Origin of the sequence: Mesorhizobium sp. B1-1-7, assembly GCF_006442705.1 — a bacterium.
GTDB classification, from domain to species: domain Bacteria; phylum Pseudomonadota; class Alphaproteobacteria; order Rhizobiales; family Rhizobiaceae; genus Mesorhizobium; species Mesorhizobium opportunistum.
The window spans coordinates 96,789-115,986 of record NZ_VFWQ01000005.1; the positions used below are offsets into that span (position 1 = coordinate 96,789).

Sequence of the window (19,198 nt, forward strand, 5' to 3'; positions counted from 1 at the left end):
TCGCTGGGAAGCCGGCCGCGCGGTCTACGGCATGAAGCCGGTGCGCAAGCCGTGGGCCCATTCCGGCCGTCCCGCCTGCTCGGCGTGCCGTGCGGCCGCCTCGTGGTCGTAGTCGACGGCAATGGCCTCGAAACGGTCGGGCAGGCCGGCGCCGCCCAAGGTGACGATGCCGTAGCGGGCGTGCGGCGAGCCCTGCTCGGAGACATGTGCCGGCGGCGTTGAATCGTCATAGGCAGGGCAGCCGATGCTGCCGGGGTTGAAGATGACCGGGCCATCGGGAACACGGACCAACTCGGCGCGGTGGCTGTGGCCGCACAGCGCAATGCGGCAGGCCGGGTCGAGCGCCTTCAGCCGGCGCCGGATCGCCGCCAGCGGCGCGCGCACCAACTGGCCATCGACGATCGCGTCGGTGAGATATTTCTCGTCATGGTCGGGACGGGCGTGGAAGGCGATGACGCCGGGTGCGATCTCCAGGGTGAGGGGTTGCGCGAGAAGCACCGCGCGCTGCGCCTGCGTCAGCCGCTCCTGCGCGTAGACGTCCGAGGGCCACATCTCGTCATTGGCGGGGTCGGCCGCGACGCGGCGATCATGGTTGCCGCGCACCGTCGGCAGGTTCAGCGCCTGCAGCCTTGCAAACGTCTCGCGCGGCCAGAGCGGGCCGGAAACGCTGTCGCCAAGATTGACGGTGAGATCGGCGCCGCCACGCCGCGCCAAATCCTCCAGCACGGCATCCAGCGCCAGTATGTTGCCGTGGATATCGGCGAGGACGGCTATGCGCATGCGGTGGGCTCCCTTGGCGCGGCCCGTTGGAGGCCTTTCCGGCCCTTCTTCGTTATCAAGCCCCCGCCTTCGTTATCAAGCCCCGGTCGTTGTCATCAGGCTCTTGAGATCGTTCGGGACGGGACCACTGGGCAGCCCAGCCGTGGCTATCGCGGAAGCACTGCATTTGCTAGCGTCCACGCCGTCCCGAAGTTCATATGGGAATATCCGCTTAGACAGCCTCGAAAGGCACCAGGCGATGACCCGCGACCGGATGTTCGCCCACCTGCGCGCTGCCAATGACGTCGCGCGCGACGCCGCCGCGCACGGGCACCATCCTTTCGGCTGTGTGCTCGTCGGCCCCGACGATCGCATCCTCATGGGGCAAGGCAACATCAGCACCGTGCGCCACGCCGAAACCGAACTCGCCCGGCGTGCCGCGGACGCCTATCCGCCGGAATTCCTCTGGTCCTGCACGCTGGTCTCGACCGGCGAGCCCTGCGCGATGTGCACCGGAACGCTTTACTGGGCGAATATCGGCCGGCTGGTCTACGGCTTCGAGGAGACCAAGCTTCTGGAGCTGACTGGCGACCATGCCGACAACCCGACGATGAACCTCGCGTCGCGCACGGTCCTTGCCTCCGGGCAGAAGCCGATCGAGGTCCACGGCCCTTTCCCAGAGATGGAGGAGGAGCTTCTCGCGCCGCATATCGGTTTTTGGCAGCGCTAGGGGCGCCAGAACCTTAGATTACGAGTGGCGGGCTATTTCGCGAAATAGAAGTAGAGCGTCGGGCCGAAAGACGCGGTAGGCCCTTCCAAAAAGTTATCTGGCTGCGTGGCATGTTGCACTGACGACTAGCTGTCCAATCGCCATTTGGTCAATTCTATCGGATACAGGCTTCGGGGGTGCCTTCTGCGTCGCCAGATATTAAGAGATGCAATCAGCGCAAAATATCCGAATATTGCAATCAGGGTCCACGCGACGCCAAGGCCGCTCATACAAGCGGCTACAAGAAGCACAGACGCCACCACGGCCACAGCGTAATATAGGATCGACGCCCAGACGTATTTTTCCATTTGAGAGCTACGCATCGATCACTCCTGGCTCGAAAGTCCGATTCCCGAGAATGTGCTGATCGGGCGACGTAGACTTCCACCCAACTTGGCCATTGGTCAGCCATCCGATCGAGTTTTGAGGCTATGCCGGCACTTCGATGTCGGGGCCGCCGACCGCTGGAAGGGCAGAGTTGCCGGCCGCGGCGATGACACTGTCGAGCAGGCCGGGGAAGCGGGCGTCGAGGTCGACGCGGCGCAGCGTGATCATCCGGTTGGTGCCGACCACTTCGGTGCGGGTGACGCCGGCCTCGCGCAATTTGGCGAGGTGATAGCTCAAATTCGTCTTCGAACCGAGATCGAGGAACCGGCTGCAGTTCAGCGGTACGCCTTCCTTGCTGGCGAGATAGCGCACGATGGCAAGCCGCGTCGGGTCGCCGAGCACGCCGAGCACGATGGGCAGGCTGATCTGGTCCGTATTGGGGTGAGGCAGCGTCATGGCTGGAAACCTAAGCGCAGTTCGGGCCGATTTCAACGCATCCGTCCTCGCCTGCCCGTACACACTGTTTCTCCCGTTTCGACCCGTGCTGACCTTTGTACTGACACAGAGCTGTCAGGATGGTTCAGCTATTTTCCCCTGGCTTCATTGACATCATGCCCTGTTATGTACAATTGTTCAATAACTTTTGAACTAAGGACACTTCCCCATGGACAAGCGTCTCTTCTGGCTCGCGCTCGGATCGTTCACGATCTCGACCGAGGGCTTCGTCATTTCCAGCCTTCTGCCCGATATCGCTGGGGATGCAGGCATTTCCATCCCGCTGGCAGGCACATTGATCACTGCCTTCGCGCTCGCCTATGCGATCGGCACGCCGATCCTGGCGACGCTCACCGGCGAATGGGACCGGCGCCGCGTCATCCTGTGGACGCTGGTGTTCTTCGTCGTCGGCAATGTTACCGCCGCCTTGAGCTCGTCCTTCGAAGTGCTGCTCATCGCGCGCATCATCATGGCGCTGTCGTCGGGCCTGTTCGCGGCGACCGCGCAAGGTACGGCGGTGGCGCTGGTCGATGACCACCACCGTGCCCGCGCCATCGCCGTCGTCGTCGGCGGCACCACGGTGGCCGTTGCGCTCGGCGCGCCGCTCGGTGCGCTGGTGGCCACGGTCGCGGGCTGGCGCGGCACGTTCTTTGCCATCGCCGGGCTCGGCGCGTTGGCCGGCGCGATCCTGTGGTATCGGCTGCCGCGCGGGATCGTCGGCACCAAGCTGCCGCTGAAACGGCGGCTGGCGGCGGCACTGCGTCCCGGCGTCATGCCGATCCTGCTGACGACGGTCTTCGCCCTGATCGGCGCCTTCACCGTCTTCGCCTTTATCGCGCCTCTGGCTATCGAAGGTGCTGGGCTCAGCCCGCTGGCGCTGCCCGGCATGCTGCTCGCCTTCGGCGTCGGCGCCGTCATCGGCAACGTCGCCGGCGGCCAGGCCGCCGACCGCTTCGGCGCGACGCGCACCGTTGCCTGGTCGTTGGCACTGAGCGCGGCGATGCTGGTCACCTTCTCGCTGATCCCGACCTTCCTGCCGCACAACATTGCCGGACCGGCGCTGATGGGCATGATGGTGCCGTGGGGCATTGTCGGCTGGGCGTTCCCGCCGGCGCAGGCCAGCCGCATCATCAAGCTGGCGCCAGATGCTGCCCCGATCGTGCTGTCGCTCAATGCCTCGGCGCTCTATCTCGGCGTGGCGCTGGGCGCCGTGGTCGGCGGCGCCGTGCTGCGCTATGGCGTGCCGGCCGACCTCGGCCTGGTCGCGGCTGCATTCCCGATCGTCGGGCTTGGTATCGTGGTGGCCGGCCGGATGCTGGCCAGGCCAGTGGCGATGCCGGCGGAATAAGGTCTGCGAAAAGCCGTCGGCTGCTTCAGGTGGCCGACGGCAGATTGAAATCCAACGCGGCGATGTCATCCAGCACCGCGCGCAGCTTCGCCGCCTGTTCCTTGCCGACCAGATCCTCGAATCGCCGCTGGGCGACTTCCCAAAGCTTCACGGCCTCATCGAGCTTGACAAGGCCCAACGGCGTCAGCCGGACGCGCTTGATGCGGCGGTCATCCTTGTCGGCGAAGGTTTCCAGGAAGCCGTCGCGGATCAGCGGCTTCAGCGTATGGCCGAGCGCCGACAGATCCATGACAAGGGCAGCGGCAAGGGCGCCCATTGCCGGCTCGTTGCCGACATGGATCTGGTAGAGCAGACCCTGCTGAGTTGCCTTGAGGCCCGAAGGGGCCAGTACATCATCATAGAATTGGCCGAGCTTGCGCGTTGCACGCCGCAGCATGGCGTTGTTGCAAAGGTTAAGGCCGGGCAGGGCGTCTTTCGGCATGATAGGTCCTCGCGGCAGAGACATGATGTCCGTCGCAGCCTGACAAATAATCCCCGTTGAGATCATTGACAAGATAGTGGCATATGCCTACTTCGTTGATAGTGGCATATGCCACTATTGAGTTGAGCGACTTTGGTGAAGGCGAGGGCGATTGCCCACGGAGCCCGGCAACACGGGTCGAAACGAACCAATTGGTCGAAACAAGGAGCAGGATAATGAGTGCAGAAAACAACAAGGGCACGGCGGTCGTCACCGGCGCCTCGTCAGGCATCGGCGCCGTCTATGCCGACCGGCTCGCCGGCCAGGGCTACGATCTTGTGCTGGTGGCGCGACGCGCCGACCGGCTGGCAGAACTGGGGGAAAAGCTGCGCCATACCTACGATCGCAAGGTCAGCGTGATCAGCGCCGATCTTGCAAACGACGATGATGTGCGTCGCGTCGAGCAAGCTGTAACAGCCGACGAGAGCATCACACTGCTGGTCAACAATGCCGGCATCGGCGGTCAGGCCGTCGTGGCCACCGCTGACGTCGACGCGGCCGAGCGCATGATCAAGGTCAACACCATCGCCTTGACGCGCCTAACCCGCGCCGTGCTGCCGGGGCTTTTGGCACGCAACCGCGGCGGCATCGTCAACATCGCCTCGGTGCTCGCCTTCGACACCTCCTTCGGCGGCATCTACAGCGGCACCAAAGCCTATGTCGTCAACTTCACCGAAGCCCTGCACCGTGAGGTCGCGGGCACCAATGTGAAGGTGCAGGTGGTGCTGCCGGGCGCGACCCGGACCGATTTCTGGGAACTTGCCGGCACCGATATCGCCAACGTTCCGAAGGAGATCATCATGACCGCCGACGACATGGTCGATGCCGCCCTTGTCGGCCTGGCCAGGGGCGAAGCCGTCACCGTGCCCGCACTTGCCGATACCGCCAAGCTCGACACGTTCCTCGGCGCCCGGCAAGCCTTCTACGGCAGCCTGCATGCAGACAAGCCGGCGGCGCGTTACGGGGTTTGAAGCCAATGCACATACCTTCTGTGACTGGCGTGACCGATCGGCCCGAGGCTTGACTGCCACGTGGTTCCCCCAATCCGTCGCTGCTTCGCAGCGCCACCTTTCCCCCCTCCGGAGGGAAAGGAAGGGCTTTGCTGGACGAGCGTTGACGGCAAAAAGCCTGGCGCCTTTCCTCTACCCCGTGGATCGGGGGAGAGGTGGCTCGGCGAAGCCGAGACGGAGTGGGGGTCGACCAGCTCAGCATAAGCGCTTTGTAGGGGACAAGCCCCAGGTTCTGCAAGGCCGCCGCGCCCTCAAGCCGGCCGCCACATCGGAATGATCGAGGCGGCCAGCACTAGCGCCAGCACGATGTTGAGCGCGCGCCATTGCCATTCGGTCTTGAGCAGCCGGGCCAACACCATGCCGGCGACGCACCAGACGGACAGCGAGATGGCGGCGGCGAGGCCGAAGGTCGAGCCGAGCAGCAAGGCGAGTTGTCCCGGCCCGTCGGCAAGGGCTGCGAAGGAGGCCGCCGCGCCCAGTCCCATCGCCCAGCCCTTGGGGTTCATCCACTGGATGCCGGCGCCGCCAAGAAAGCTGTTCGGCCTGGCCATCGTCACATCGAGATTGGGTGGCCCGGCTCGGCCGATCTTGAGCGCCAGCCACAGCAGATAGAGCGAGCCGATCACCTTCATCGCCAATTGCAGCGAGGGCACGGCAAGCAGCAGGCCGGCAAGGCCGGCGGCCGCGGCCGCAGTCACGGTGGCGAGGCCGGCGGCGCTGCCGATCATCAGCGGAACCGACCGGCGAAAGCCGAACTGCGCGCCCGAGGCGGTCGACAGGGTGGTGGCGATGCCCGGCGTGGCGGTGGCCACGAAGGCAAACAGGATGAGCGGCAGGATCGGCTGGAGCATGGGGCGTCCTTTGTCGGAGGCTCCATGGTAAACTTGAGCCGATATCAGTAAATGCAATGTTTGCGATGCATGACATTAGCGTTTATAATGCACAGATGATCCGCAATCTCGATACCGCGCTGGTGCGCACCTTCGTCACCGTGGCCGACAAGGCGAGCATGACGGCGGCCGCCAACGTGCTGCATCTGACGCAGGGCGCCGTCAGCCAGCAGGTCAAGCGGCTGGAGGAGACGCTCGGCTGCAGCCTCTTCGAGCGCGACCGGCGCGGCCTGCGCCTGACGCGCTCCGGCGAGCGGCTGTTCGACAAGGCCAAGCGCCTGCTCAGCCTCAACGACGAGATTTGGGCCGAGATGGCGGGAAGTGCTGTCGCCGGCCAGGTGCGGCTCGGCGTGCCCTACGATCTCGTCGGCACCTTGCTGGCGCCGGTGCTGAAGGCCTATGCCGAGACCTATCCGCAGGTCGAGATCTCGCTGGTCTGCGCCTCGTCGCCGGAACTGGCCACGGCCCTTGCGGGAGGAACCATCGACCTTGCGGTGATCGAGGAGCGGGTTGGGCCGACGGCCGGCGAATGCCTTGCCGTCGATCGGCTGGTCTGGGTCGGCGCGAAGGGCGGCGTCGCCCGCGCCAAGCGGCCGCTGCCGGTTTCGATCGTCGCCGACACCTGCGCTTTCCGCCCGGCGGTGCTTTCGGCGCTCAACGAACATGGGCTGGAATGGCGCACGGTGTTCGAGAACGGCAACATCGACGCGACGACGGCGACGGTGCGATCGGACCTCGCCGTCACCGCCTGGCTCGCCTCGACCGTGCCTCCGGACCTCGACATCCTGCCGTTCGAGTCGGGGCTGCCGCCGCTGCCGAATTTTGCCATCAACCTGCATCTGCCAAGGCACGGCGTCGGCCCGGCGGCGCAGGAGTTCGCGCGGCACATACGCGACGGGCTGGCCCGGCGGCCGGTTGCGGCTTGAGACCAGGCAGGAGCTTGGGTTCCTCTCCCCCGTCGATCGGGGGAGAGGTGTCGAGCGAAGCTCGACGGAGTGGGGGTCGATCTTTTTTCGCCTGACTGCCGCTGGCCTCAGTCTTCTTGCCCGCCTGATTGTGCCTGTCTTGCGGTGGTGCGTTTCGCGGAGGGCTTCCCCCACTCCGTCGCCGCTTCGCGGCGCCACCTCTCCCCCCTCCGGAGGGAGAGGAAAGGTGCCAAGTTTTGTTACTTCCAGTTCTTCCGCCGCTCGAGCTCCGCGTCGGATGGCTCCCCCGTGACAAACGAGCCGACCTCGATTTCGCCCGCGCGCTCGTAGGTGGCGATGATGACGCCGGTGCTGGTGGCCTGCGACTTGGCAAGCTTGAAGGCGGCCGGCATCGCGTCATCGCCGAACAGGCGCTTGCCCTTGCCCAGCAACAGCGGGAAGATCATCAGCCGGATCTCGTCGATCAGCCCGTTGGCGAGCAGGGTCTGGATCAGATCGGCCGATCCCTGGATGAGCAGGTCCGGTCCATCCTCCTGGCTGAGGCGGCGCACCGTCGCGATGATGTCTTCCCCAAGCGATTGCGTGTTCTGCCAGGTGAGGGTGTCAGGCCGGTGCGTGGCCACATATTTGGTCGCGGGGTTGAAGGCGTCCGCGATCGGGTCTTTCTGATACGGCCAGTACGCGGCGAAGATGTCGTAGGTTCTGCGGCCGAGGAGCAGGGCGAAGGGCTTGGAGAAGAGTTCATCCATCGCCGCGCCCCCCACCTCGTCAAAGTAATGGAAGGTCCAGCCGCCGAAATTGAAGCCGCCGACCGGATCTTCTTCCGGACCGCCAGGCGCTTGCATGACACCGTCGAGGCTGACGAAGGTGGCTGCGATGATCTTTCTCATTCGAATGCTCCCGTTTCTCCAATCCATGCCGTCGTGGCCGGACTCCAGCCCCAAGGACGGGCGATCGGCGGCCAATCCGACAGGGCACGCGAAATTCCTGGCGGCCCTCCGTCATTTCCGGGCGCGCGGTGCCGCTTCGAGACCTTTCGACGAGAACCAGACGTCGCTGAAGATCGCGGTGGCGGTGCGGTCCGGTGTCCTGTCGCTGGTCAGCCAGATCGAGCGGCTGCGCGTCGCCTCGTCGCGGGTCGGAATTTTTGTGGCAAGCTCCGCAACCGAGGCGCCGAAGCATGGGACGAACCAGGAGCGCATGAAGGGATCGCAGGCGAAGCCCCTGTCGGTACGGGTCACCATCACGGCCAGCGGCACGCGCTCGGCCGGGCGCCAGGGAAAGATCATGCGGCCGCCTGGGCGCAACGCCTCCAGCCATCCGGCCGGAGGGGCGACGACGCCGGCATTGACATAGATGATATCGGATGGCGGCAAGGGCGTCGTCACGGCATCGCCATGGACGACGGTCGCGTTGCCACAGGCTTCGAGATTCTTGCGTGCCAGATCGGCCAGCCTGTCGTCGAGTTCGAAAGCGGTGACGGTGCCGCCAGGTGAAGCCAGCCTGGCCAGCAAGGCGGTGTAGTAGCCGGTACCAGCGCCGATATGAGAAACGGCCTCGCCGGGTTTCGGCGCCAGCTTTCCGATCCACATGGCGTGCAGGAACGGCTCGCCATTGTTGATGCCCTTGTCGTCATCGAGCACCACCAGCACGTTCTGGTAGAGGTGCGCCGGGTCGGCGCTCGGCGTCGTGACCTTGCCGTTGCCGGCGATGATCGTCCACGGCCCTGGGCCGAGGAAGGCTTCGCGCGGCACCTCGGCGAACACCTCTTCCAGGCGCGGGTCTGGCGAGGCGGCATTGGCCGCCATCAGCCGCGCGTAGAATTTCCTGATATCCTCGATATTGCTCATGGCAATGCAGAGATAGCGCGGGCCGGCGATCTGTCGCGGATTACATGCTCAGGAACGTGCGAACTGTCGGTGAGACCTCAGCCGACCCCGAACATCGTATCGTAGAGCAGCTTGAAGTTCAGCACCAGGATGATCGCCGCGACCACCCAGGCAAGGGCCGCGACAGCGCGCGGAATGGCAAGGTTGCCCATCTTCTTCTTGTCGGAAACGAACTGCACCAGCGGCACCACCGCGAAGGGCAGCTGCATGGACAGGATCACCTGGCTGAACACCAGCAGCTGGCCGGTGCCCTTTTCGCCGTAGAGCGCGGTGACGACCACCACCGGGATGATGGCGAGGCCGCGGGTCAAAAGCCGGCGCGCCCAGTTGGGGATGCGCAGGCGCAGGAACCCTTCCATGACGATCTGGCCGGCGAGCGTCGCCGTCACCGTCGAGTTCAGGCCCGACGCCAGCAGCGCCACGGCAAACAGGATGGAGGCGATGCCGAGCCCGAGCAGCGGCGACAGCAACTCGAAGGCCTGGCCGATCTCGGCGACGTCGTGGTGGCCGGTGTCGTGAAAGGCGACCGCCGAGACGATCAGGATCGCGGCATTGACGAACAGCGCCAGCATCAGGGCGATGGTGGAATCCGTCGTCGCCCATTTGATGGCGTCGCGCTTGCCGTTTTCGGTGCGCTCATAGGCACGCGTCTGCACGATCGAGGAGTGCAGATAGAGGTTGTGCGGCATCACCGTGGCGCCGATGATGCCGATGGCGATGTAGAGCATCGCAGGATTGGTGACAATTTCGGAGGACGGCACGAACATCGCATGCAGGATCGTGCCGGCCGGCGGCGCGGCGACGAAGATCTGGATGGCGAAGCAGCTGAAGATGATGATCAGCAGTGCAATGACGAAGGCTTCGAGATAGCGGAAGCCCTTGTTCATCAAGAGCAGCACCAGGAAAGCGTCGAGCGCCGTCAGCATAGCGCCGCCGATCAGCGGAATGCCAAACAGTAGCTGCAGCGCGATCGCGGTGCCGATGACTTCGGCGAGGTCGCAGGCGATAATGGCGAGCTCGCAGGCGATCCACAGCACGAAATTGACCGGGCGCGGGTAGTAGGCGCGGCAGGCTTGGGCGAGGTCGCGGCCGGTGGCGATGCCGAGCCTAGCGGCCAGCGCCTGAAGCAGGATCGCCATCAGGTTGGACAGCATGATGATGAACAGAAGCGTGTAGCCGAACTGCGCGCCGCCGGCGAGGTCGGTGGCCCAGTTGCCGGGGTCCATATAGCCGACCGAAACCATGTAGCCGGGGCCCATGAAGGCGAACAGGCGGCGGAACCAGACGCCCGAACTCGGCACAGCGATCGAGGAATTGACCTCGCGCAGGCTGGGCTGGTCGTCCTCGTCGCGCCTGGCGAACCGCCATGCGGAACGGGAGGCTGTGGCTTCTGCTTCTGACATGGAAAGGCTTTCCGACACGTCCGGGAATATCCATAACCTATGCCATGGCTCAACATTATGCAATAGGCTATATTTCATTGTATGTGCTTTTTATCCGATGCCCCGAAGCGCTGGTGACAGACGCAATTGGGAACGCCGGTTGCGCCTGTGGGGGAATGCAAATAAACGGCCTGAAGAATCAGAGCCCGTGCTATAAAGCAGCAACGGCTAAACTCCCGAGGAGGAGCGCGCATTGGCGCTGAAGAACAGACCGGTCCCGCGCGAGCCACTGCCTGACGCCGACGTCCATTCGGAAGGATTCCGGCAGCAGCGCCAAGCGCGCCGCAGCGCGCTGGTCGAGGATTATGTCGAGCTGATCGCCGATCTGATCGAGGACGGCAACGAGGCGCGCCAGGTCGATATCGCCGCACGACTCGGCGTCGCCCAGCCGACGGTGGCCAAGATGCTGACGCGGCTGTGCGCCGACGGGCTGGTGTCGAGAAAACCCTATCGCGGCGTGTTCCTGACAGAGGCCGGCCGCAAGGTCGCCGAGGAAAGCCGCATCCGCCACCAGACAGTGGAAGCTTTCCTGCGCTCGCTCGGCGTCAGCGCGGAGACGGCGCGCATCGATGCCGAAGGCATCGAGCACCATGTCAGCGCCGAGACGCTGGAAGCGTTCCGCAAGGCGATGACGGCGCGCTGAGCCGCGCCAGCTACGCCCGAGCCGCCGGAACCGTCCGATGTCATGCACGTTGCTCCTGGGAGCGCGCGATGTCGCGCGCCAAGGGAGGAAGCGATGGGCATTGAACAGGCACCGACGGCGAAGGGCAAGCAGGCGGCCAGCGGATTGAAGCAGGCGGCTGCGAAGGACGAGCGCAAGACCGAGGCCGAGATCGGTCACCCCCTGAAGAAGGGAGCGGCGCGTTTCGAAGAGCGTTCGAAAAGCTCGGACGGCAAGAGCGCCGGCGCCAAGCAGAAGGGGTAAGTCCGTTGCGCGATGCAGGGTTGGTTCACTCGCGAACATCCTGCACCCAGCTTCTGGGATGGCCGTCGACGCGGAACTGGAAGATGAAATAGGGCGGAATGCAGGTGCCTTCGCCAGGCTTGGCTTCGGCCAGATCGTCATAGCCGGCGGTGCAGATATAGTCCTCGCGGCAGGGATGCGCCTTGTCGCAGGCGCGCAGGCCGGCGGTCTTGGTGAATTCCCTGGTGCAGAATTTGTGGTCCTTGCCCGAGGCGATGCAGTCGTTGAAGCCGGTTTTGGCCAGCCGGCCGCAGGTGGCCTCGTCGGGAAGCTTGTCGCAGGTCGCCTTGCGCAGCATGCCGCCGGGAAAGCCGCCGGTTTTCTGGTCGGGATTGTCGTAGCGTTGACGCGCCGCGCCATAACCGGCGAGCTTCACCACCGGCTTCTTGTCGCGTGCTGGGTCGATGGCGCAAGCCTTGGCGGTGGCCGGCGAGAGACGGCAATACTGGTCGCTGCCCCATGTTGACATCCTGATCTCGCCGAACTCGACTGGGTCGCCGACCGCGGTGCCCTTCTCGCTGACACAGGTGCCGAAACCCGGGTGGATGGCGCTTTCGTGGACGCCGGCGCAGCGCAGGCCGGCGCCGCAGGTCCAGTCCTCGAAGCTTGCGTCCTTACCGCTATAGCAGATCGAGCCCCAGCCATTGTAGAGGTCGGTGCCTTTCAGCGCCTCGGCATATTTCTGGTCGGGACGGGCGGCGAAACCCCTGGTGAAATCCGGATGACCGCCGGCGGCGAACTGCTCGACAATGGCGCAGCGGCGCGGCAGGTCGGCGAAGAAGACGGCCGAGCCAGGCACGAAGACGGCGTTGCGGCGCGGCTCGCTGGCCGGGTCGGCGCCGGTGTAGTGGAAGCCGGCTATACCGTGCGTCTGGTGACAGCCGGTGCAGCTCATCTCGTTCAGCCGCAAGTCGAAGCCGGCCACGGACTTGATGGTGGCGAGCGTGTTGCCCCGAGCGACATAGTCCTTCAGTGCCTGGTCGATATCGGCATCGTCGACCAGCCCATAGGCGATGTTGTTCTGCGAGCGGCTGAGGCCTCCAGGCGCGACCGAAACGGCGCTTTTGGCCAGGAATTTTTCGTCGATGACCAGCCGGCCATGGTCGAGGTCGTAGATGTTGCGATCGGTGAGCAGCCATTTGGCGAAGGCCGGCTTGTCGGCCAGCACCGTCGTCCGGTCGATCTGGTTCTCCATCCTCGATTCGTAGAAGCTCGAGGTCGTCGGATTCCATTTGAAGATCTTCAGGAGATACTCGGCGTGGCCGCCGAAATCGCGCCGCGTCGAGGCCGACAGCCTGAGCACCTGCATGTTGAGTTCGAGCCGCATGATCTGCGAGGAATTGAGCATGGCGCCCGACAGCGGGCCTTCGCCGGAGCGCAGCCAGGCGGCAAGCTGTTCGGGCGGCAGGTCCTTTTGCCCGGCGGCCAGCCAGCGCCGGGCGACGTCGGCGCAGGAAACATCGGTGGTATCAGGCAGATCCTTCGAGGCGCGGGCCTGCGCCTGCTTCGGCTTGGCGTTGAAAACCAGGCTCATGGTCAACGGCAGGCGCGAGGAAATGCGCTGCGCAGTCTTCCCCCCGATTGGCTTGCCCTTGCCCGGCTTTTCCGCAACCGAATAGTGGAAGCGGTAGATCAGCCTGATCTCGCCGCATTCGGTGTGGCCGAGATAGCCGCGGTCCATGCGGTTGACGATGCCGGTCAGTTCGAGCGTAGAGCCGTCGTCGTCGATGTATTTCGGATTGAATTTCTGGCTGGTGTCCTTCGATTTCGCCATGGCGGCGACATAGGGGTCGGGGCTGGTCTTCGGCTCCTCGGCGATCTCAAGCTTGACCGTGTCGCGCACCGTGGCCAGCGCCGGCACCGAAAACAGGCCGCGATTGTCGACCTCGCGGGTGAGGCCGAGTGCCGGTCCGAGCAGGCGGCTGATCGAAAGACCGTCGCGCTCCAGCGCCTGCAAGGTGGCGGGATCGGTGACGGCAACACTGGAATCGAGCGTCACCGCGCCGGCATCCATAACGCCAAGACAGAGCAGGGTCGCGAGCAGCGACAGGAATCGACCGATCGTCTTCACTCTCACGCACCCCTCCGTTGCGGCGATGCTACAGGCCTTCGCCGGTCCCGGCCAGTGCACTGAAGCCGTCACGCGGGCGCTGCCTCGGCCGCTGAGAAATGCTGTGACTTGGCGCAACCATTGGGATATTTGTCTGGTGGGTTGAGCCGGCCGCACCGGAGCAACGAGGACGTTTACATCACGGGGAGTTGCCATGCTCTGGAAAGGCCGTCGTCAGAGTGACAATATCGAGGACGACCGCAGCGGGGGTGGCGGCGGTGGGCTCGGCGGCGGTGGCGGCCAGTTCCGCCTGCCGATCGGCGGCCGTACCGGCGGCGGCGGCAGCATCTTCCTCGTCATCCTGGTGGTGCTGGCCGGATGGTATTTCGGCTTCGATCCTTCAGCGATACTGGGCGGCGGCGACGGTGGGCTGCTGCCCGGCGGCGGTGGCCAGATCACCGACAACAGCGGCGGCCAGGACAGCGGGACCGCCCCTGCCAATGACGAGATGAAGCAGTTCGTGGCGACTGTGCTCGCCGAGACCGAGGATACCTGGACCGGCATCTTCAAGTCGCAAGGGTTGACCTATGAAGACCCGAAGCTGGTGCTGTTTTCCGGCCAGGTGCGTTCGGCCTGCGGCTTTGCCTCGGCGGCTGCCGGACCGTTCTATTGTCCTGGAGACCACAAGGTCTATCTCGACATGACCTTCTTCCAGCAGCTCGACCAGCAATTCGGCGCTTCCGGAGAATTCGCGCGGGCCTATGTGATCGCGCATGAGGTCGGTCACCACGTGCAGAATCTCACCGGCATCATGGGCAAGTTCAACCAGATGCGGCAAGGCATGAGCGAAGCCGATTCCAACCAGCTGTCGGTGCGCATCGAGTTGCAGGCCGACTGCTTCGCCGGTGTCTGGGCGCACTACACCGGGCAGAAGGGCATATTGGAGCAGGGCGATTTCGAAAGCGCGCTCAACGCCGCCAAGCAGATCGGCGACGACACGCTGCAGAAGAAGATGCAAGGCTATGTCGTGCCGGAAAGCTTCAACCACGGCACCTCGCAGCAGCGGCAGACTTGGCTGGCGCGCGGCTACAAGAGCGGCAAGCTTTCGGATTGCAACACAATGAGCGGTGCAATCTGAGCACTCGATTCACGCCGGTAGCCTGACGGCGAACACGCCGTCAGGGGATGTCAGGATCAAACATTCCTGCCTGTTCCCGCATTGTTCCTTTTTACGGTCTCGCCTATAAGGTGCGTCCGCCCAAGCCCCGGGGCGGACAGAGGAGCTTGACCCGTCATGATCGATCCCAAAACCGCCAGGCGGGGCCTGGCGCTCGTTTTCACCACGCTGCTGCTCGACATCATCGGCTTCGGCATGATCATGCCGGTGCTGCCGGCCTATCTCAGGGAATTGACCGGCGTCAGCATCAGCGGCGCGGCGATCGAGGGCGGCTGGCTGTTCTTCGTCTATGCGGCGATGCAGTTCTTCTTCGCGCCGATCATGGGTGGCTTGAGCGATCGGTTCGGACGGCGGCCGATCCTGCTCGCCTCGGTGTTGACCTTCTCGATCGACAACCTGATCTGCGCGGTCGCGTGGTCCTACCCGATGCTGTTCATCGGGCGTGTGCTGGCCGGCATTTCGGGCGCCAGCTATTCAACGACATCGGCTTTCATCGCCGACATATCGAACGATGAGAACCGCGCGAAGAATTTCGGCCTGTTGGGCATCGCCTTCGGCGTCGGTTTCGTCATCGGGCCGGTGCTGGGCGGATTGCTCGGCACGTTCGGACCGCGGGTGCCGTTCTATTTCGCCGCCGGGCTTGCCTTCGTGAACTTCCTGATCGCGATGTTCTTCCTGCCGGAAACGCTGGATGAAAAGCATCGCCGCCGCTTCGAATGGAAACGCGCCAACCCGGTCGGCACGCTGCTGCAGATGCGCCAGTATCATGGCATCGGCTGGATCGGTCTGGTCTTCTTCCTGATGACGCTCGGCCACATGATGTACCCGGCGGTCTGGTCGTTCGTCTCCAATTACCGCTATGGCTGGAGCGAGCAGCAGATCGGCTTCTCGCTCGGCGCCTTCGGGCTGTGCGGCGCGATCATCATGGGCACGGTTCTGCCACGCGTCATCCCCAGGCTCGGCGAGTGGAGGACGGCGGTCATCGGGCTGACATTCACGGCGGCGAGCGCCTTCGGCTACGCCTTCGCCTCGCAGGGGTGGATGGTCTATGCGGTGATCGTCGTCGGCTGCCTGGAAGCGCTGGCTGATCCGCCGCTCCGGAGCCTCGCCGCCGCCAAGGTGCCGCCGTCGGCACAGGGCGAACTGCAGGGCGCGATGACCTCGATCTTCTCGATCACCTCGATCATCACGCCGCTGCTCTATACGGCGATCTTTTCCTGGTTCACCGGGCCAAGCGCGCCGGTGACTTTCGGTGGTGCGCCCTATCTGGTCGGTGCGTGCTTCCTGACGCTGGCGGTCATCGTCTTTGTCACCAAGGTGGCACGGCCGGCGGCGCGCATAAATGTCACCACCGGCGTCGCCGAAGACGGGGCACAGGTATGAGCCATGACAGCCGCATTGCGCTGACAAAGGACGTGTCGCTGTCGCGGCTGGTCTTCGGTGCCTGGCGCCTGCTCAACGGAGCCGTGCGCCCGGATGCCGATCAAGTCGCAAGACTGATCGGCAGCGCCGTCGATCTCGGCCTGACCAGTTTCGACCATGCCGACATCTATGGGCACTACGAGGTCGAGGCAGCGTTCGGCGCCGGGCTGGCGCGCTGGAAAGGCAAGCGCGAGCGGATCGAGTTGATCTCGAAATGCGACATCATGCTGGCGTCCGCCAACAGGCCGCAAAACCGGTTGAAGCACTACGACACCAGCGCCGCGCATATCACAGCCTCGGTCGACCGTTCGCTCACCAATCTCGGCACCGACTATCTCGACCTGTTGCTGCTGCACCGGCCGGATCCGCTGATGGATGCGGACGAGACGGCGGCGGCACTTGCCGCGCTGGCCAAATCAGGCAAGGCGAGGGCGGTCGGCGTGTCCAATTTCACGCCGTCGCAGTTCGACCTGCTGGCATCGCGGCTGCCGTTTCCCTTGGCCACCAACCAGATCGAGATGTCGGTGCTGAAGACGTCGGCGCTGACCGACGGCAGCCTCGACCACGCGCAGCGTCTCGGCTACGCGCCGATGGTCTGGTCGCCGCTCGGCGGCGGCTCGCTGTTCACCGGCAAGGAAGCGCGCGAGGCGCGGGTGCGGGCGGCACTGGCGGCGGTGGCAGCCGAGATCGGCGCCGGCGATCTCGCCGCTGTCGCCATCGCCTGGCTGCTGCGCCATCCCGCCCGGCCAGTGCCCGGTGCTCGGTTCGATGAACCCAGAACGTTTGGCCACGATGGTCAAGGCGCTCGATATCGTGCTCGACCGCCAGCAATGGTTCGCCATATTGGAAGCCAGCGAAGGCCGGCCGGTGGCTTAGGATCGGGTGTTTGGGGAGCGAGGCTGCGAGATGTTTGCGCTGCCCCTCATCCGCCTGCCGGCACCTTCTCCCCGTATAGTGACGGGGAGAAGGGAGATCCGCCGTGACCTCGCCGCCCTCTTTTGCAACGTCGATAATTGGCGAAATGTTGGCGACGCCGTCTTTCTCCCCGTCACTATACGGGGAGAAATGCCCGGCAGGGCAATGACGGGCGCCGTGGCGCCTCTTAAGCCCGCTCGGCCAGCAATTCCTCGCCGCGCTTTTCGCGGATCAGATTGACGAAGCGGCGGAACAGATAGTGCGAGTCCTGCGGGCCGGGCGAGGCCTCGGGGTGATGCTGGACCGAGAACACCGGGCGGCCGGTCAGCGCTATGCCGCAGTTCGAACCGTCGAACAGCGAGACATGGGTCTCCTCGACGCCGGCGGGTAGCGAGTCGGCGTCGACGGCAAAGCCGTGGTTCATCGAGACGATCTCGACCTTGCCGGTGGTGTGGTCCTTGACCGGATGATTGGCGCCGTGGTGGCCCTGGTGCATCTTGGCGGTCCTGCCGCCCAGCGCCAGCGCCAGCATCTGGTGGCCGAGGCAGATGCCGAACACCGGAATGTCGGTCTTGAGCAGATCCTGGATGACCGGCACGGCATAGTCGCCGGTGGCTTCCGGATCGCCGGGGCCGTTGGAGAGGAAGATGCCGTCGGGCTGCATGGCCAGGATCTCTTCCGAGCCGGTGCTGGCCGGAACCACGGTGACCTTGGCGCCGAGGCCGGAAAGCAGGCGAAGGATGTTGCGCTTGACGCCGTAGTCGATGGCGACGACGTGCATGGAGGGCTCGGCCTGTTCGCCAAAGCCTTCGTTCCACACCCAGGGCGTCTCGCGCCAGACCGAGGACTGGCCCGAAGTGACCTCCTTGGCAAGGTCGAGCCCGATCAGACCCGACCAGGCGGCGGCGCGACGCTTCAGGTCTTCGAGGTCGAAGAAGCCGTCAGGCGCGTGCGCGATGACGGCGTTGGGCATGCCCTTTTCGCGGATCAGCGCGGTCAGCGCGCGGGTGTCGATGCCCGAAAGCGCGACGATGCCGCGCTTCTTCAGCCACTGGTCGAGGTGACCGGCGGCGCGGTAGTTGGACGGATTGGTGACGTCGGCCTTGAACACCGCGCCCACGGCGCCGGCGCGTGCGACCGGGTTGAGGTCCTCGATGTCTTCGCCGTTGGTGCCGATGTTGCCGATATGCGGGAAGGTGAAGGTGACGATCTGGCCGGCATAGGACGGGTCGGTGAGGATTTCCTGGTAGCCGGTGAGTGCCGTGTTGAAGCAGACTTCGGCGACAGCCGAGCCGGTGGCGCCAAGGCCGCGACCCTCGATGACGGTGCCGTCGGCCAGCACCAGCAGGGCTGTCGGCTTTTCGGTGGCCCAGGCGGGGGTCGACGTGGGGGTCAACGCGGGCGTCATCTCGGCCATGTCGGCACTCCTATCAGGCCGCGCGCTTGCAACCGGCCCGTTGGGCCATCCGCGCGGCAAACGGCGCGAAGCGGCGAATTCGCGGCTCCCACGCAGTCAGGCTTCAGTTCATGCAAGGCTGAGTACATAGGGGAAGGGAGCAGGGCGGTCAATGATCATGCGAAATGCGGCGGCGATTTATTTCATCAAGCAATATCAGAGGCTTGCCGCGTGATATGAGGGTTTGCCTTGGCTTGTCCCCGGCGCTATTGTCCGCGCCGGCCGAAGGAGAAAGCATGATGCGCGGAAAAATCGCCGAATCCCTGAAGAGCGCGATGAAGGCCCAGGACAAGCACCGGCTGCCGACATTGCGGCTGATCCAGGCCGCCATACACGATCGCGACATCGCCAATCGCGGCGCCGGCAAGGAACCGGCCAGCGACGAGGAGATCCTGCAGATCCTGGCCAAGATGGTGAAGCAGCGCGAGGAATCGGCCAAGGCGTTCGAGGACGGCAAGCGGCCGGAACTGGCGGCGCAGGAGCGCGGCGAGATGGAGATTATCCGCGGCTTCCTGCCGACGCAGCTCGACGATGCGGCGATCGCGGCCGCGGCGCGCGAGGCGATCGCGGCCACGGGTGCCGCCAGCCAGAAGGACATGGGCAAGGTGATCGCCGCGCTGAAGCAGAAATATGCCGGCCAGATGGATTTCGGCAAGGCAAGCGGCATCGTCAAGGGGCTGCTGCAGTAGGGGCGCTGTCCATCATCCACCTCCGGAGCGATTTCAGCCGACCCGACTTGGTCGCCTCCGAACCCATGTCTTGGAGTTGAAACTCGGATACCGCCGAGTCACCAAATGGCGAGCAGCTTTCGGAACGATCCCGTCGCCTTGCCATTATCA

Annotated in this window: 18 protein-coding genes and 1 pseudogene; 10 read left to right on the plus strand and 9 right to left on the minus strand. The window is 64.7% G+C overall.

What is annotated here, in order from left to right:
* Nucleotides 1-24: 24 nt before the first annotated feature.
* On the minus strand, nt 25-780 hold the full coding sequence (locus tag FJ978_RS09720) for a metallophosphoesterase family protein (RefSeq protein ID WP_140572016.1): 756 nt from the start codon (nt 778-780) through the stop codon (nt 25-27).
* A gap of 238 nt (nt 781-1,018) precedes the next feature.
* Between FJ978_RS09720 and FJ978_RS09725 the strand changes: the two genes are divergently transcribed.
* Complete coding sequence (locus FJ978_RS09725; protein WP_140572017.1) at nt 1,019-1,489, plus strand: nucleoside deaminase; 471 nt, start codon at nt 1,019-1,021, stop codon at nt 1,487-1,489.
* Between the two features lie 468 nt (nt 1,490-1,957).
* Here FJ978_RS09725 and FJ978_RS09735 read toward each other — a convergent pair whose 3' ends face one another.
* The gene (locus FJ978_RS09735; protein ID WP_013893608.1) at nt 1,958-2,311 is read right to left on the minus strand and encodes a helix-turn-helix transcriptional regulator; all 354 of its coding nucleotides are present in this window, start codon (nt 2,309-2,311) and stop codon (nt 1,958-1,960) included.
* A 208-nt stretch (nt 2,312-2,519) separates the two neighbouring features.
* Here FJ978_RS09735 and FJ978_RS09740 point away from each other — a divergent pair, with 208 nt between their 5' ends.
* Nucleotides 2,520-3,698: an MFS transporter gene (locus FJ978_RS09740; RefSeq protein ID WP_140572019.1), complete on the plus strand. Its 1,179-nt coding sequence runs from the start codon at nt 2,520-2,522 to the stop codon at nt 3,696-3,698.
* A gap of 25 nt (nt 3,699-3,723) precedes the next feature.
* On the opposite strand, the gene FJ978_RS09745 is transcribed toward FJ978_RS09740, so the two are convergent.
* The gene (locus tag FJ978_RS09745) at nt 3,724-4,179 is read right to left on the minus strand and encodes a MarR family winged helix-turn-helix transcriptional regulator (protein WP_140572020.1); all 456 of its coding nucleotides are present in this window, start codon (nt 4,177-4,179) and stop codon (nt 3,724-3,726) included.
* 215 nt (nt 4,180-4,394) lie between these two features.
* Between FJ978_RS09745 and FJ978_RS09750 the strand changes: the two genes are divergently transcribed.
* Nucleotides 4,395-5,189, plus strand: coding sequence for an SDR family oxidoreductase (locus FJ978_RS09750; protein ID WP_140572021.1), 795 nt, complete (start codon nt 4,395-4,397; stop codon nt 5,187-5,189).
* Between the two features lie 290 nt (nt 5,190-5,479).
* Here FJ978_RS09750 and FJ978_RS09755 read toward each other — a convergent pair whose 3' ends face one another.
* Entirely contained in the window at nt 5,480-6,079 is a 600-nt protein-coding gene (locus FJ978_RS09755; RefSeq protein ID WP_013893612.1) for a LysE family translocator, read from the minus strand.
* Nucleotides 6,080-6,135: 56 nt separating this feature from the next.
* Between FJ978_RS09755 and FJ978_RS09760 the strand changes: the two genes are divergently transcribed.
* The gene (locus tag FJ978_RS09760) at nt 6,136-7,044 is read left to right on the plus strand and encodes a LysR substrate-binding domain-containing protein (protein WP_181176763.1); all 909 of its coding nucleotides are present in this window, start codon (nt 6,136-6,138) and stop codon (nt 7,042-7,044) included.
* 239 nt (nt 7,045-7,283) lie between these two features.
* Here FJ978_RS09760 and FJ978_RS09770 read toward each other — a convergent pair whose 3' ends face one another.
* The 3 genes from FJ978_RS09770 to FJ978_RS09780 form a co-directional block, all read right to left on the minus strand.
* Nucleotides 7,284-7,934, minus strand: a complete 651-nt coding sequence (locus FJ978_RS09770) for a dihydrofolate reductase family protein (protein WP_140572022.1) — start codon at nt 7,932-7,934, stop codon at nt 7,284-7,286.
* A gap of 111 nt (nt 7,935-8,045) precedes the next feature.
* Nucleotides 8,046-8,894: a protein-L-isoaspartate O-methyltransferase gene (locus FJ978_RS09775; RefSeq protein WP_140572023.1), complete on the minus strand. Its 849-nt coding sequence runs from the start codon at nt 8,892-8,894 to the stop codon at nt 8,046-8,048.
* 77 nt (nt 8,895-8,971) lie between these two features.
* Complete coding sequence (locus FJ978_RS09780) at nt 8,972-10,336, minus strand: Nramp family divalent metal transporter (RefSeq protein WP_140572024.1); 1,365 nt, start codon at nt 10,334-10,336, stop codon at nt 8,972-8,974.
* 232 nt (nt 10,337-10,568) lie between these two features.
* Here FJ978_RS09780 and mntR point away from each other — a divergent pair, with 232 nt between their 5' ends.
* Together mntR and FJ978_RS09790 are read left to right on the plus strand one after the other, a co-directional pair.
* Entirely contained in the window at nt 10,569-11,018 is a 450-nt protein-coding gene (gene mntR, locus FJ978_RS09785; protein ID WP_013893617.1) for a manganese-binding transcriptional regulator MntR, read from the plus strand.
* Between the two features lie 93 nt (nt 11,019-11,111).
* Nucleotides 11,112-11,300 (plus strand): hypothetical protein, encoded by a 189-nt coding sequence (locus tag FJ978_RS09790; protein ID WP_013893618.1) that lies wholly within the window; start codon nt 11,112-11,114, stop codon nt 11,298-11,300.
* Between the two features lie 25 nt (nt 11,301-11,325).
* On the opposite strand, the gene FJ978_RS09795 is transcribed toward FJ978_RS09790, so the two are convergent.
* Entirely contained in the window at nt 11,326-13,416 is a 2,091-nt protein-coding gene (locus FJ978_RS09795) for a hypothetical protein (protein WP_140572025.1), read from the minus strand.
* Between the two features lie 187 nt (nt 13,417-13,603).
* Here FJ978_RS09795 and FJ978_RS09800 point away from each other — a divergent pair, with 187 nt between their 5' ends.
* The 3 genes and pseudogenes from FJ978_RS09800 to FJ978_RS09810 all read left to right on the plus strand — a co-directional run bounded on the left by FJ978_RS09800 (nt 13,604) and on the right by FJ978_RS09810 (nt 16,864).
* Nucleotides 13,604-14,527, plus strand: a complete 924-nt coding sequence (locus tag FJ978_RS09800; protein WP_013893620.1) for a neutral zinc metallopeptidase — start codon at nt 13,604-13,606, stop codon at nt 14,525-14,527.
* Between the two features lie 156 nt (nt 14,528-14,683).
* A complete protein-coding gene (locus FJ978_RS09805) occupies nt 14,684-15,949 on the plus strand; it encodes a TCR/Tet family MFS transporter (protein ID WP_140572026.1) in 1,266 nt (421 codons plus the stop codon).
* Nucleotides 15,946-16,864, plus strand: a pseudogene (locus tag FJ978_RS09810) (aldo/keto reductase). The gene FJ978_RS09805 and the pseudogene FJ978_RS09810 overlap by 4 nt, the downstream one beginning before the upstream one ends.
* Nucleotides 16,865-17,090: 226 nt before the next feature.
* Here FJ978_RS09810 and carA read toward each other — a convergent pair.
* A complete protein-coding gene (gene carA / locus FJ978_RS09815; protein ID WP_140572027.1) occupies nt 17,091-18,320 on the minus strand; it encodes a glutamine-hydrolyzing carbamoyl-phosphate synthase small subunit in 1,230 nt (409 codons plus the stop codon).
* A 275-nt stretch (nt 18,321-18,595) separates the two neighbouring features.
* Here carA and FJ978_RS09820 point away from each other — a divergent pair, with 275 nt between their 5' ends.
* Nucleotides 18,596-19,048: a GatB/YqeY domain-containing protein gene (locus FJ978_RS09820; protein ID WP_013893624.1), complete on the plus strand. Its 453-nt coding sequence runs from the start codon at nt 18,596-18,598 to the stop codon at nt 19,046-19,048.
* Nucleotides 19,049-19,198 lie beyond the last annotated feature (150 nt).

Excerpts from the sequence above, each read along its gene's own strand:
- FJ978_RS09735 (WP_013893608.1), bottom strand. The coding sequence starts at position 2,311 with ATGACGCTGCCTCACCCCAATACGGACCAGATCAGCCTGCCCATCGTG.
- FJ978_RS09780 (WP_140572024.1), bottom strand. The coding sequence starts at position 10,336 with ATGTCAGAAGCAGAAGCCACAGCCTCCCGTTCCGCATGGCGGTTCGCC.
- FJ978_RS09720 (WP_140572016.1), bottom strand. The coding sequence starts at position 780 with ATGCGCATAGCCGTCCTCGCCGATATCCACGGCAACATACTGGCGCTG.
- FJ978_RS09790 (WP_013893618.1), top strand. The coding sequence starts at position 11,112 with ATGGGCATTGAACAGGCACCGACGGCGAAGGGCAAGCAGGCGGCCAGC.
- carA (WP_140572027.1), bottom strand. The coding sequence starts at position 18,320 with ATGGCCGAGATGACGCCCGCGTTGACCCCCACGTCGACCCCCGCCTGG.
- FJ978_RS09805 (WP_140572026.1), top strand. The coding sequence starts at position 14,684 with ATGATCGATCCCAAAACCGCCAGGCGGGGCCTGGCGCTCGTTTTCACC.
- FJ978_RS09750 (WP_140572021.1), top strand. The coding sequence starts at position 4,395 with ATGAGTGCAGAAAACAACAAGGGCACGGCGGTCGTCACCGGCGCCTCG.
- FJ978_RS09770 (WP_140572022.1), bottom strand. The coding sequence starts at position 7,934 with ATGAGAAAGATCATCGCAGCCACCTTCGTCAGCCTCGACGGTGTCATG.
- FJ978_RS09760 (WP_181176763.1), top strand. The coding sequence starts at position 6,136 with ATGTTTGCGATGCATGACATTAGCGTTTATAATGCACAGATGATCCGC.
- FJ978_RS09800 (WP_013893620.1), top strand. The coding sequence starts at position 13,604 with ATGCTCTGGAAAGGCCGTCGTCAGAGTGACAATATCGAGGACGACCGC.
- FJ978_RS09820 (WP_013893624.1), top strand. The coding sequence starts at position 18,596 with ATGATGCGCGGAAAAATCGCCGAATCCCTGAAGAGCGCGATGAAGGCC.
- FJ978_RS09725 (WP_140572017.1), top strand. The coding sequence starts at position 1,019 with ATGACCCGCGACCGGATGTTCGCCCACCTGCGCGCTGCCAATGACGTC.
- FJ978_RS09755 (WP_013893612.1), bottom strand. The coding sequence starts at position 6,079 with ATGCTCCAGCCGATCCTGCCGCTCATCCTGTTTGCCTTCGTGGCCACC.
- FJ978_RS09775 (WP_140572023.1), bottom strand. The coding sequence starts at position 8,894 with ATGAGCAATATCGAGGATATCAGGAAATTCTACGCGCGGCTGATGGCG.
- FJ978_RS09745 (WP_140572020.1), bottom strand. The coding sequence starts at position 4,179 with ATGCCGAAAGACGCCCTGCCCGGCCTTAACCTTTGCAACAACGCCATG.
- FJ978_RS09740 (WP_140572019.1), top strand. The coding sequence starts at position 2,520 with ATGGACAAGCGTCTCTTCTGGCTCGCGCTCGGATCGTTCACGATCTCG.